Source organism: Priestia megaterium NBRC 15308 = ATCC 14581, from assembly GCF_000832985.1.
Lineage (GTDB): Bacteria > Bacillota > Bacilli > Bacillales > Bacillaceae_H > Priestia > Priestia megaterium.
In genome coordinates this window covers 1058178-1071555 of record NZ_CP009920.1, presented here as the reverse complement: position 1 = coordinate 1071555, position 13378 = coordinate 1058178, and the positions used below count along the sequence as shown (strand labels likewise).

The 13378-nt window shown below is 40.9% G+C and carries 10 protein-coding genes and 1 pseudogene; 10 read left to right on the top strand and 1 reads right to left on the bottom strand.

Annotated features, from left to right (window positions below; genetic code table 11):
• Nucleotides 1-23: 23 nt before the first annotated feature.
• A complete protein-coding gene (locus BG04_RS06025) occupies nt 24-1736 on the bottom strand; it encodes an Rqc2 family fibronectin-binding protein (protein WP_034649169.1) in 1713 nt (570 codons plus the stop codon).
• Nucleotides 1737-1877: 141 nt separating this feature from the next.
• On the opposite strand from BG04_RS06025, the gene BG04_RS06020 reads away from it, so the two are divergent.
• From BG04_RS06020 to rsmB, 10 genes and pseudogenes are all read left to right on the top strand, one after another.
• A complete protein-coding gene (locus BG04_RS06020; RefSeq protein WP_016765432.1) occupies nt 1878-4556 on the top strand; it encodes a calcium-translocating P-type ATPase, SERCA-type in 2679 nt (892 codons plus the stop codon).
• A gap of 153 nt (nt 4557-4709) precedes the next feature.
• Nucleotides 4710-5584 (top strand): annotated as a pseudogene (locus BG04_RS06015) (YicC/YloC family endoribonuclease).
• A 46-nt stretch (nt 5585-5630) separates the two neighbouring features.
• Nucleotides 5631-5891: a DUF370 domain-containing protein gene (locus BG04_RS06010; RefSeq protein ID WP_013084831.1), complete on the top strand. Its 261-nt coding sequence runs from the start codon at nt 5631-5633 to the stop codon at nt 5889-5891.
• Between the two features lie 13 nt (nt 5892-5904).
• Nucleotides 5905-6519: a guanylate kinase gene (gene gmk, locus BG04_RS06005; protein ID WP_013058927.1), complete on the top strand. Its 615-nt coding sequence runs from the start codon at nt 5905-5907 to the stop codon at nt 6517-6519.
• A 2-nt stretch (nt 6520-6521) separates the two neighbouring features.
• The gene (gene rpoZ / locus BG04_RS06000) at nt 6522-6743 is read left to right on the top strand and encodes a DNA-directed RNA polymerase subunit omega (RefSeq protein WP_013058926.1); all 222 of its coding nucleotides are present in this window, start codon (nt 6522-6524) and stop codon (nt 6741-6743) included.
• A gap of 180 nt (nt 6744-6923) precedes the next feature.
• Complete coding sequence (gene coaBC, locus BG04_RS05995) at nt 6924-8141, top strand: bifunctional phosphopantothenoylcysteine decarboxylase/phosphopantothenate--cysteine ligase CoaBC (protein ID WP_013058925.1); 1218 nt, start codon at nt 6924-6926, stop codon at nt 8139-8141.
• Nucleotides 8138-10552: a primosomal protein N' gene (gene priA / locus BG04_RS05990; RefSeq protein ID WP_034649172.1), complete on the top strand. Its 2415-nt coding sequence runs from the start codon at nt 8138-8140 to the stop codon at nt 10550-10552. Before coaBC ends, priA begins: the two co-directional genes overlap by 4 nt.
• A gap of 70 nt (nt 10553-10622) precedes the next feature.
• Nucleotides 10623-11096 carry a peptide deformylase gene (gene def / locus BG04_RS05985; protein ID WP_013084828.1) on the top strand — a complete coding sequence of 158 codons (474 nt, stop codon included), beginning with the start codon at nt 10623-10625 and terminating at the stop codon, nt 11094-11096.
• A 10-nt stretch (nt 11097-11106) separates the two neighbouring features.
• Entirely contained in the window at nt 11107-12045 is a 939-nt protein-coding gene (fmt, locus tag BG04_RS05980) for a methionyl-tRNA formyltransferase (RefSeq protein ID WP_034649175.1), read from the top strand.
• Nucleotides 12038-13378, top strand: coding sequence for a 16S rRNA (cytosine(967)-C(5))-methyltransferase RsmB (gene rsmB / locus BG04_RS05975; RefSeq protein ID WP_016765427.1), 1341 nt, complete (start codon nt 12038-12040; stop codon nt 13376-13378). The genes fmt and rsmB overlap by 8 nt, the downstream gene beginning before the upstream one ends.

Below are 13378 nucleotides of genomic sequence, written 5' to 3'. Positions count from 1 at the left end.
CTATATAGAAAGGGGGGGTTTTATTATGACTGACGCAGCTTCAGTACAAGTTCTTCGCTAGGCGTTACGTACACCGTTTGCTGGTTATCGTACGTCACAAAACCAGGCTTGGCACCGCTTGGTTTTTTTACGTGGCGAATTTTTGTATAGTCCACGGGTACCGAACTTGAATTTTTAGCTTTACTAAAGTAAGCAGCAAGATGAGCCGCTTCTAAAATTGTTTCTTCTGAAGGCTCTTGGCTGCGGATAACAACGTGAGAACCCGGTATATCTTTCGTATGAAACCAAACGTCATCCCTAGCAGCAAGGCGATTTGTTAAATACTCATTTTGCTTATTGTTTTTTCCAACTAAAATCGTCGTGCCGTCGCTTGAAACGTATTGTTCAAGTGTAGGCGTGGTGTTTTTTTGTTTTTTCGCTTGTTTTTGCTGACGGTTGCGCAAATATCCTTCTTCCACAAGCTCTTCACGAATTTCTGCAATGTCTTTGTGAGTAGCAGTATCCATTTGCTGAATAAGTGATTCAAAATACTGTACTTCTTCGTTTGCTTTTTCAATTTGTTCGATTACAATCGAAACGGAATTTTTCGCTTTTTGATACTTTGTGAAATAGCTTTGAGCATTTTGAGACGGTGATTTTTGCGGATCTAATGAAATCGTAAGTGTACCGCTATTTTCATCATAATAATTAATAACATCCACTTTCGCATCTCCTTTTTTGACAAGGTGTAAATTTGCGGTAAGGAGTTCACCGGCTAGCTGATAATCAGATGCTTTTTCTGCATTTTGCAGCGTTTGCTCAAGTTTTTTTATTTTTTTCTCATTTTTCTTTTTCTCGGTAGAAATAAACTGTACTAAATCATGCGCTTGCTGCTTTACACGATCTCGCTCTGCTTTCCCGTAGTAATAGCGGTCAAGAAGCTCGCTGATGGTTGCATACGTTTTTTTCGTACCCTCTAAATGCGTTAATTCCAGTAAATAAAAGTAGTCTTTTTGATTAACGGTTGTCAGAGTCGGTGTAAACTGACCTTCTTTGATCAGAGTCATCGTTTCGACGAATGATTTTGGAAGGGTAGAACGATTCGCTAAGCCAGAGCGAAACACCACTTCATTTGCAATTAAAGGAGAAAGCCCCGAGAAGGTTTGCACTAGCTGGGTGGCTAACTTTCCGCTATTAAAATCAATTTTTTTAACCACGGTTTCTTCATCGGCTTCAAATGGATGAAGCTTATCTTGACTAGGAGGCAGTACGTAAGGTGCTCCGGGTAGAAGCGTACGGTGCCTGTTCAAGGCCATTGGAACGTGTTTAATGCTGTCGATAATCGTTTGTTTTTCTTTATCTACAAGCACAACATTACTATGTCTTCCCATGATTTCAATAATAAGCTGCTTGTACGTCACGTCGCCAATTTCATTTCGTCCTTTTGTTTCAATGACTAAAATGCGGTCCAATCCAAGCTGATACACGTGTTCAATAATGCTTCCTTCTAAATGTTTGCGAAGCAGCATACAAAACATAGGAGGCTCAGATGGATTTTCATAGGGCTCATTTGTAAAATGAACGCGTGAATAGTTAGGGTGAGCTGAGATTAAAAGTTTGCGGTTTTCACCTTTAGCGCGTACTTGTAAAATCAACTCGTTTGGAAACGGCTGATATATTTTTGAAATTCGTCCTGAAACCAAGGTCTCAGATAATTCTTGTAAAATGCCATATGTAAAAATACCATCAAATGACATAGTGCTCACATCCTTAAGTAATTGAAAATTGTCCTATAGAAAAGTATAGCATTTTTTAGGACGAGTCTGAATAAGCATACGATATAAGATTGTAACAATCTAATAGGTGCATTTACAAATAAAAGGGTGTGAAAAGATGCAATGAAATGGTATGAATTAGGTGAAAAAGCAATAGTAGAAGTAACAAAAACAGATAGGCAGCATGGTCTTACACACAAAGAAGTAAAAGCACGTCAGCAGCAGCAAGGATTTAATGAATTGACTGAAGGTGAGAAAAAACCGGCCATTCTTGTGTTTCTAGAGCAGTTTAAAGATTTTATGGTACTGGTTTTACTAGCTGCCACGCTTATTTCAGGGCTTTTAGGCGAATACATCGATGCGGTTGCTATTATTGCCATTGTAGTAATTAATGGATTTCTAGGTTTTTTTCAAGAAAGAAAAGCCGAGAAATCTCTTCATGCATTAAAAGAGCTTTCTGCTCCTCAAGTAGCAGCTATGCGTGAAGGGAAATGGGTTAAGTTACCATCTAAAGAGCTGGTAGTAGGAGACGTTGTAAAGTTTTCGAGCGGAGACCGTATCGGGGCTGACCTTCGAATTATGGAAGCTAAAAGTCTAGAAATTGAAGAATCAGCGCTTACGGGAGAGTCTTTGCCTGTTGCCAAGCAAATAAAAGCTTTGCCAGGAGATGAAGTGCCGCTTGGAGATCAGGACAATATGGCGTTTATGGGTACGCTTGTGACGCGAGGAAGCGGAACAGGTATCGTTGTAGGGATTGGAATGAAAACAGCGATGGGACAAATTGCTGATTTGCTTCAAAATGCTGAAGCCATGATTACTCCTCTTCAACGGAAGTTAGAGCAATTAGGTAAAATTTTAATCGTTGTAGCTCTTGCACTTACTGTATTAGTTGTCGGGATTGGTGTGCTGCAAGGTCATGATTTATACAGTATGTTCTTAGCGGGAGTTTCCTTAGCTGTTGCTGCCATACCCGAAGGTCTTCCTGCCATCGTAACCGTAGCGCTATCTCTTGGTGTACAGCGCATGATTAAGCAAAGATCCATTGTTCGCAAACTTCCTGCTGTTGAAACACTAGGATGCGCATCAGTCATTTGCTCAGACAAAACGGGCACATTAACGCAAAATAAAATGACGGTTACTCACCTCTGGTCAGGAGGAATGACGTGGAGGGTATCAGGGACAGGGTATGAACCTACGGGCGTATTTTCGCGAGAGGAAAGAGAAGTTGATACACGGAGTGAAAAACCGCTTCAGCAGCTTTTGGTGTTTGGTCTGCTTTGCAATCAAACGTCTATTTCGAGAAAAGATAAAGAATATGTCATCGACGGGGATCCTACTGAAGCGGCTTTGCTTGTGGCCGCGATGAAAGCGGGGCTGACAAAAGAAAACATTCAAAAGCAGTTTACGATTATTGAAGAGTTTCCATTTGATTCAACGCGTAAAATGATGAGTGTAGTCATTGAAGACGCATCTAATAAGCGCTATGTCATAACAAAAGGTGCTCCTGATGTGCTGCTTGTAAACAGCAAAAATATTTTGTGGGAAAGCAGACAACAAACGCTGTCGGTAACGGTTCATAATGAAGTAAAAGGAGCGATTGATCAGTTAGCTAGCCAAGCGCTTCGAACCATTGCGATTGCTTATCGGCCGTTAGGAGACCATGAGAGCGTTCATACAGAGAACGAAGCGGAAAAAGACCTTACTTTCCTCGGGCTTCAAGGAATGATTGATCCGCCAAGACCAGAAGTCAAGCAAGCGGTCAAAGAATGCCGAGACGCAGGAATCAAAACCGTTATGATTACAGGTGACCACGTTATTACAGCACAGGCGATTGCAAAACAGCTAGGCATTCTACCGAAAAACGGTCAAGTCTTGGAAGGAACGGATTTATCCAAAATGACGCAGGAAGAGCTAGAAGAAGTAGTGGATGATGTTTACGTATATGCCAGGGTATCGCCTGAACATAAACTTAAAATTGTTAAAGCTCTTCAAGCAAAAGATCACATTGTAGCTATGACGGGCGACGGCGTAAATGATGCACCGGCTATTAAAGCAGCAGACATAGGCATCGCGATGGGCATCACCGGGACAGACGTAGCAAAAGAAGCGTCTTCGCTCGTTTTGCTTGATGATAATTTTGCTACTATTAAATCAGCGATCAAGGAAGGACGAAACATCTATGAAAATATTCGAAAGTTTATCCGTTACTTGCTTGCATCAAATGTAGGAGAAATTTTAGTTATGCTCTTTGCAATGATTTTAGCACTTCCGCTTCCGCTAGTGCCAATTCAAATACTATGGGTAAACTTAGTAACAGACGGTTTGCCTGCGATGGCTCTTGGCTTAGACCAGCCGGAGGACAACGTGATGAAGCGTCATCCAAGGCATCCGCGCGAAGGTATTTTTGCAAGAGGATTAGGGTGGAAAGTAGTCAGCCGCGGATTTTTAATTGGAGCTGCTACACTTGCTGCATTCATGATTGTCTACGACAATGACCCAGATCGTCTGCAGTATGCTCAGACGATTGCATTTGCCACGCTTGTTATGGCACAGCTTATTCACGTATTTGACTGCCGAAGTGAAAAATCAATCTTTGATCGCAATCCATTTCAGAACCTATATCTTGTAGGAGCCGTTATTTCATCTATTATCCTTATGCTGGTGGCTATCTACTATCCGCCCCTGCAGCCTATTTTCCATACAATGGCCATTGCACCGCGGGAATGGCTCGTTATTTTAGGACTTGCAAGTCTTCCAACTTTTTTACTTGCCGGTTCACTTTTAACAAGAAAACCTTCATAAATTGTGCTATACTTTAATACAGGCTGTCCCAAATGAGAAAACTCATGAAGGCAGCCTTTACAGGTTGAATAAAGAAGAGAGATTTCTTTTTTTTGCTAACACTTTCTTTTATGATACTTTTTATGTAAGATGTACATAGTGGATGTGATGATAATGATAAAAAGTATGACTGGTTTTGGCCGCGGAAAAGCGGAAGTGGAAAATCGATCAGTAACAGTCGAAATGAAGTCTGTTAATCATCGTTTTTGTGAAATTGTTATTCGTATGCCAAGACAATTAATTGAAATTGAAGATAAAATAAAAAAATCGTTCAAACATACATAAAACGTGGTAGAGTAGAAGTATTTGTTACTATTTCAGGTGAAGAAATGGCAAAAAAGAAACTGCAGACGGATTGGCAGCTGCTTGATGAATACATGCATGCGTTGCAGCAAGTAAAAGAAAAGCATGGACTGTCACAATCTGTTCAAATTCAAGACATTTTACACATGCCTGAAGTGATGACAACTTATGAAGAAGAAGCTGATCAGACGAGTATTCATGGTGCAATCTTTGAAGCTGTTGAAGCTGCTGTGCATCAGTTAGTGGATATGCGGAAACGAGAGGGATCAGAGCTGTATCACGATTTAATGGGGTACTTACAGGACATTCAAGACATTCGCGAAAAAATTACACAGCTTGCTCCTGAAGTTGCTGAACAATATCGCGAGCGTATTAAAAGAAAGCTGAGCGACTATTTAGAAGGTACTTTCGATGAGCAGCGAGTGCTGACTGAAGTAGCTATTTTTGCTGAAAAAGCAGATATTAGCGAAGAACTTACGCGAATTCAAAGTCATGTTTCACAATTTATTCAAGCATTAAATACACCTGATTCAGTAGGACGCAAGCTGGATTTTCTTGTTCAAGAGCTGAATCGTGAAATGAATACAATTGGTGCGAAGGCAAACAATGGTACTATTGCTCAGTATGTTATTAGTATGAAAGCACAATTAGAACGCATAAAAGAGCAGGTTCAAAATATTGAATAGCCTTCGTGTAAGATAAAGATTATATTGGTATAGCAGGAGGCTTCTTATGAGCGGTAAATTAGTGAACGTTGGATTTGGAAATTTTATTTCTTCTAATCGTATAATCTCTGTCGTTCATCCTGAATCAGCTCCAATCAAACGCATTATTCAAGATGCAAAAGATCGAGGCTCTTTAATAGATGCAACGCAAGGACGTAAAACACGATCTGTTATTGTTATGGATAGCGATCATGTTATTTTAGCTCCTGTACAGCCAGAAACTGTGTCACAGCGACTTATAAACAAAGAAGAATTATTAGAAGGGTAGGTCACTTGAACCGATGATTGAAAGAGGTTTATTAATTGTTCTTTCCGGACCATCAGGTGTTGGAAAAGGAACGGTACGAAAAGCATTGTTTGAGCAAGAAGACATTAAATTGCAGTATTCTATCTCTGCAACAACAAGAAAGCCCCGCGAAGGTGAAGTAGACGGCGTTGACTATTTCTTCAAACCACGCGAAGAGTTTGAGCGCATGATTGAAAACAAGAAGTTATTAGAGTGGGCTGAATACGTAGGTAACTACTACGGTACCCCGGTTGATTATGTAGAACAAACGTTATCTGAAGGAAAAGACGTATTTCTAGAAATTGAAGTGCAAGGTGCTCTTCAAGTGAAAGAAGCATTTCCAGAAGGTTTGTTCATCTTCTTGGCACCGCCGAGTTTATCAGAGCTTAAAAGTCGTATCGTAAACCGCGGTACTGAAACAGAAGATTTAATCAATAACCGTATGCGCGTGGCAAAAGAAGAAATTGAACTTATGGACGCCTACGATTATGTTGTAGAAAATGACAAAGTAGAAAATGCTTGTGCTCGCATCCGTGCTATCGTAACGGCTGAACACTGCCGTCGTGATCGTATTTCTGCGCGCTATAAAAGAATGCTGGAGGTAGAATAAACATGCTTTATCCATCAATTGATTCTCTAATGGAAAAATTAGATTCTAAGTACACGCTTGTGACAGTAGCTGCAAAACGTGCACGTCAATTACAGCTTCACAATGATACGCCGATTGAAAAGCCGGTTTCTTATAAGTTTGTAGGCTGTGCTCTAGAAGAAATTAATGCTGAACAATTAAGCTATAAGCAAGGTGTAGCAGAAGAAGATTCTAAACATCAGTAAGTGAAAAAATAACAACCTACTTCATAGGTTGTTATTTTTTTGATGCTTTTATCTGTGTTCAAGCAGGATAGTGAATGTCTCACTACAAAAATGGTATAATAATTGAATTGAAAAGCTTTAGATAGTTACCCGATTAAACAAGCGGATGCTGGTTGAGCGGGATAAATAGATGGGGGCATAATGATGAAGGGAAAACGAATTTTATTATGTGTTAGCGGCGGAATCGCCGTATATAAAGCCGCAGCTTTAACAAGTAAATTAGTACAAGCGGGTGCGGAAGTTAAAGTAATGATGACTGCTTCAGCATGCGAGTTCGTAACGCCGCTTACGTTTCAAGCTCTGTCTCGAAACCCAGTTTATACAGATACGTTTGATGAAAAAGATCCATCTGTAATTGCACATATTGATTTAGCAGATTGGCCTGATTTAATTTTAGTAGCTCCTGCTACGGCAAATATGATAGGGAAAATAGCAAATGGTCTTGCAGATGATATGATTTCCACAACGCTGCTGGCTGCTACTGCACCTGTATGGATTGCACCTGCAATGAATGTTCATATGTACGATCATCCAGCTGTTAAAAAAAATATGAGCACTCTTTCATCATTTGGTTACTCTTTTGTAGAACCTGGAGAAGGGTATTTGGCATGCGGTTATGTAGGAAAAGGTCGTCTTGAAGAGCCAGAAACAATTGTTTCACTAATCGGATCTTATTTTTCACAAGCATCACATACACAAAAGATCCTTGAAGGTGTTAATGTATTGGTTACAGCAGGACCTACGGTAGAACGCATTGACCCCGTCCGATTTTTCACCAATCGCTCTACTGGGAAAATGGGCTATGCCCTTGCAGAACAAGCTGCTAAATTAGGCGCATCGGTAACGCTTGTAACGGGACCGACGAATTTAGAGTATCCAAAAGGAGTGCAGGTTGTTCAAATTGAAAGTGCGCAGCAGATGCTTGAAGCTGTTATGCAGCGCTATCATGAAGCAGATGTTGTCATTAAATCAGCCGCAGTGGCAGATTATCGACCAAAGCATGTGTTTGATCAAAAGATGAAAAAGCAGCCTGGTGAAGCAGTACTAGAGCTAGAGAGAACAACAGATATTTTACGCACGCTTGGAGAGCGAAAAGAACACCAGCTTTTAGTCGGCTTTGCAGCAGAAACAGAACAAGTGGATGAATATGCACAAAAGAAACTTGCATCTAAAAACTTGGATATGATTGTAGCCAATAACGTGACGACAGAAGGAGCAGGTTTTGGGACGGATACAAATATTGTAACGCTCTATAAGCGAAGCGGAGAGTCTAAAGAACTTCCCATTCTTTCAAAACACGATGTAGCTACCGAGGTGTTAAAAGAAGTGAAGGAAATGTTAGAAGGGCTGAAAAAATGAGCGTAGCTAGTGTAATTGTGGACGTAGCTGCTAAGCAAACAGATCGAGCTTTTGACTACGCTATTCCCGACAAATGGAAAGGAATTATTGTTCCGGGTATGCGAGTTGTCGTTCCGTTTGGTCCTAGAAAAGTTCAAGGGTTTGTGGTGGCTCTTAAAGAAGAGGCTGAAGTTAAGCGTGTTAAACCAATCGCTGACTTGCTTGATTTAACGCCGGTTCTGACTCCCGAACTGTTAGAGATTGGGCACTGGCTAACCGAAAAAACGCTTTGTTTTATGATATCGGCTTTTCAAGTCATGCTGCCTGCGGCGATGAAAGCAAAATATGATAAAGAACTGTCACTCCTTTCAAAAGAGGCATACGAACAGCTTCATGAGCAAGTAAAGCCGTTTTTTCAGTCAAGATCCTCGCTGAAGTGGAGTGAAGTAGAAAAAACAGCCGCTGCTCCTGCTTTTCACCGTGATATTCAAAAAGGTCTAATTGAAGTCGTCTACGTCGTGAAAAACAAAGGAAACAAAAAAACGGCAAAAGGCGTAAAACTGAATCAAAGCCTTGAAGAAATTCAGCAGTTTATGAGCGAGTTAAATAAGCAGGCAGAAAAGCAAAAACAAGTGCTGTCTTTTATGTTGAATCGAAATGAAGAAGTAGCTATAAAAGAAATAGCGGAAGATTTGCAGATTACCTCCGCTCCTATAAAAGCGCTGATTAACAAAGGACTCTTAGCGGAAACGGAAATTGAAATATACCGTGATCCTTATCAAGATCGATACTTTACACCATCAAAGCCATTTCAATTGACCGATGAACAAGCTGAGGCAATCGCACCGATTCTGCAGGACATCGAAGAAAATCTTCACGATGTGTTTTTAATGTACGGAGTAACCGGAAGCGGAAAAACAGAAGTGTATCTCCAATCAATTGATCAAGTGCTAAAAAAAGGGAAAGAAGCGATTATGCTTGTTCCGGAGATTTCACTTACCCCTCAGATGGTCAAGCGTTTTAAAGAGCGATTCGGCTCAAAAGTTGCTGTACTTCATAGCGGCTTGTCTACTGGGGAAAAATACGATGAATGGCGAAAAATTCAGCGAAAAGAAGTATCCGTTGTAGTAGGGGCCCGCTCTGCTGTATTTGCTCCATTTGAAAATTTGGGCCTTCTTATTATCGATGAAGAACATGAGACGAGTTATAAACAAGAAGAAAACCCCCGTTATCATGCAAGAGATGTAGCTATTTACCGAGGGCAGCATCATCAGTGTCCAGTCATTTTAGGAAGTGCAACACCAACGCTTGAGTCCTTTGCAAGAGCGCAAAAAGGTGTGTATAAGCTACTGACGTTAAAGCAAAGAATGAATAAGTCATCAATGCCTTCGGTGGATATCGTTGATATGAGAGAAGAGCTTCGCAGCGGCAACCGCTCTATGTTTTCAACTATGCTGTTTGAAAAGATGAAAGACCGTTTGGAAAAAGGGGAGCAAATCGTTTTATTTTTAAATAAAAGAGGTCATTCTTCTTTTGTTATGTGCAGAGACTGCGGTTACGTTCCGACATGTGAGCACTGTGAAATTTCACTAACGTATCACCGCTATCAAAATAAATTAAAATGCCATTATTGCGGACACGAAGAACATGTGCACACTGAGTGCCCAGAATGCCACAGCGAACATATCCGCTTTTTCGGGTCTGGTACACAAAAAGTGGAAGAAGAATTAACAAAAGTGCTGCCCGAGGCTAGAGTTGTTCGAATGGATGTTGATACGACAAGCCGAAAAGGCGCCCATGAAAAGCTCCTGAACAAGTTTGCAAGTGGAGAAGCGCAAATTTTACTAGGGACGCAGATGATTGCGAAAGGACTGGACTTTCCAAACGTCACGCTTGTAGGCGTTTTAACAGCAGATACGATGCTGAATTTACCTGACTTTCGTGCATCTGAAAAAACGTTTCAGCTTTTAACACAAGTAAGCGGAAGAGCAGGACGCCACAAACTTCCAGGAGAAGTAGTGATTCAAACGTACACGCCGGAACACTACAGCATTCAACTTGCGAGTCAGCATGATTACGATGCGTTTTATAAGCACGAGATGGAAATTCGTAAAATGCACAAATACCCCCCTTTCTTTTACTTGGCGCTTGTAACGGTATCTCATGAAAATATTGCAAAAGTGGTGTCTGTTACAGACAAAATTTCGCAGTATCTGCGTCAGAAACTTTCGCCGCAAACAACGATCTTAGGGCCAGTCGCATCTCCGATTGCTAAGATAAAAGATAGATATCGCTATCAATGCATGTTAAAATACAAGCTGGAACCAAGCCTGATTCCGCTGTTGAAATATATATTAGAACGTTATCAAGCGGAAATGCAGAAGGAGAATTTAACGATCACTATTGATTTGAATCCATACTCGATGATGTAACTAGTCGTCTTGATGGCGTTAAAGAAGAAGATTTTTGGATATAAATAGAAAGGATAAAGGAGGTGCCTATTTGGCTAAGCTTAAGCTTGTTTACCATCCTAATGAAGTACTTGAACAAGAATGTGAAGTCGTTAAAAACTTTGATAATAAATTAGCGAAATTACTAAACGGCATGTATGATTTAATGCTTGAAGCAGACGGTGTGGGTCTAGCTGCTCCTCAAGTAGGAGTTCTGCAGCAAGTGGCAGTGGTAGACGTGGATGACCGACACGGTAAAATTGAACTAATTAATCCGGTAATTATTGAGCAACGAGGCGAACAAATCGGTCCAGAAGGCTGCCTAAGTTTTCCGGGCCTTTTTGGTGACGTGGCTCGAGCTGATTATGTGAAAGTACGTGCGCAAAATCGTAAAGGAAAACCTTATTTTATAGAGGCAAAAGGTTTTTTAGCACGAGCAATTCAACATGAAATTGATCATTTACACGGTGTATTGTTCACGGAAAAAGTAACAAAGTATTACGAAGAGGATGAACTAGAAGGGTAGGTTTTACACGATGAAAGTCGTATTTATGGGAACGCCGGATTTTTCAGTGCCGGTTTTACAAACATTACTTAAAGATGGATATGAAGTGGTCGCAGTGGTTACACAGCCGGACCGACCAAAAGGACGCAAGCGCGTATTAACACCTCCTCCTGTAAAAGTTGAGGCGTTAAAGCATGAAATACCTGTACTGCAGCCAGAAAAGATTCGTTTAGAAGAAGAATATCAGCAAGTGTTAGCGTATGAGCCTGACCTAATTGTAACAGCGGCTTTTGGTCAAATTTTACCAACCCCTATTTTAGAAGCGCCTAAATACGGCTGTATTAACGTGCATGCTTCTCTGTTACCTGAACTGCGCGGAGGCGCGCCGATTCATTATTCAATTCTACAAGGTAAGCCGAAAACTGGTGTTACAATTATGTATATGGTAGAAAAATTAGATGCAGGTGATATCTTAACACAAGTAGAAGTTCCGATTGAAGAACGTGATCACGTTGGCACACTTCATGATAAACTCAGCGCTGCTGGTGCAAAATTGCTTTCAGAAACCATTCCTTCTCTTTTAAAAGGTGAAATTACGCCGGTTAAACAAAACGATGACGAAGCGACATTTGCTTCTAACATTAAGCGTGAACAAGAGAAAATTGATTGGGCCCGTAGAGGAGAAGAAATTTATAACCATATCCGCGGACTTCATCCTTGGCCCGTTGCTTATACAACAGCAGACGGTCAGGTCATGAAAATTTGGTGGGGAGAAAAAGTATCCGCATCAGGCAAACCGGGTACCGTTTTATCACTTGAAGAGGACGGATTTATAGTAGCAACTGGAAATGAAACAGCTATTAAAGTGACGGAACTTCAGCCGGCTGGAAAAAAACGTATGGATGCAGCGCAGTATTTACGAGGTACATCCGTGGAAGTCGGAACAGTATTAGGGGATGTCAATGAGTAAGTACAACGTTCGAGACATAGCTTTAGATATTTTACTAGCTATTGAAAAAAATCAGGCATTCAGCAATCTATTGTTAAATAACAGCATACAAAAACGGGGTATTCAAGGAAAAGATGCAGGGTTGTTAACGGAAATTGTGTATGGAACGATTCAAAGACGTGATACGTTAGATTACGGGTTAGCGCCTTTCTTGAAAAATCCAAAAAAGCTTCAGCCTTGGGTGCGAGTGCTGCTTCGTTTATCACTTTACCAAATGGTATATTTAGACCGAGTGCCTGACCGGGCAATCCTCCATGAAGCAGTAGAAATTGCCAAAAAACGCGGTCACAAAGGAATTGCCTCAATGGTAAACGGCGTTTTACGAAATATCCAGCGCAGCGGCACGCCTTCTTTAGAAGAAATACAAAATCCTGTGGAGCGCTTGGCGATTGAAACGAGTCATCCATTGTGGCTTGTAAAACGCTGGGTGGAACAATATGGATTGGACAAAACACGCGGAATCTGTTTAGCTAATTTAATGGCCCCTAAACAAACAATCCGAGTAAACAGTGCACGCTTTACGCAAAATGAAGTAAAAGAAGCGCTAGAAAAAGAAGGTATTGTTGTAGAACCAGGCCATTTTGTAGAAGAAGCGCTAGAAGTTCAAAAAGGAAATGCAGCTCATACACAAGCATTTCGTGAAGGAATGTTTACCGTTCAAGATGAAAGCTCTATGTTAGTGGCTCATGCGCTCGGTGCAGAGGCAGAAGAGCTAATTTTAGATAGCTGTGCTGCACCGGGAGGAAAATCAACTCATATTGCAGAGCAGCTTAGAAACAGTGGTAAAGTTATTTCCTTGGACATTCATGACCATAAAGTAAAGCTGATTGCCCAACAGGCAGAGCGTCTGCACCTTACCAATATTGAGCCGACGGTTCAAGACAGCCGCAAAGCAGGCGAACAGTTTGATAAAGAAATGTTTGACCGCATCTTAGTAGATGCTCCGTGCTCAGGTTTTGGTGTAATGAGACGTAAACCTGATTTGAAATATACAAAAACTGAGCAAGATGTAAAGCAGCTGGCGCGTATTCAACAAGATATTTTAAATGCGGTTGCGCCTTTATTAAAAAAAGGTGGGACCCTTGTATATAGTACATGTACAATTGACCGGGATGAAAATGGGGATGTTGTAGCAGCATTTTTAGCAGATCATGCTGATTTTCAAAAAGATGAAACACTCGCTGCACGCATGCCGCAAAAGCTTAAACAAAACGTAAAACATGGTGAAATTCAATTGCTGCCAGATGCACAAAGCGATGGGTTTTATATTGCATGTTTACAGAAGAAGGTGTAA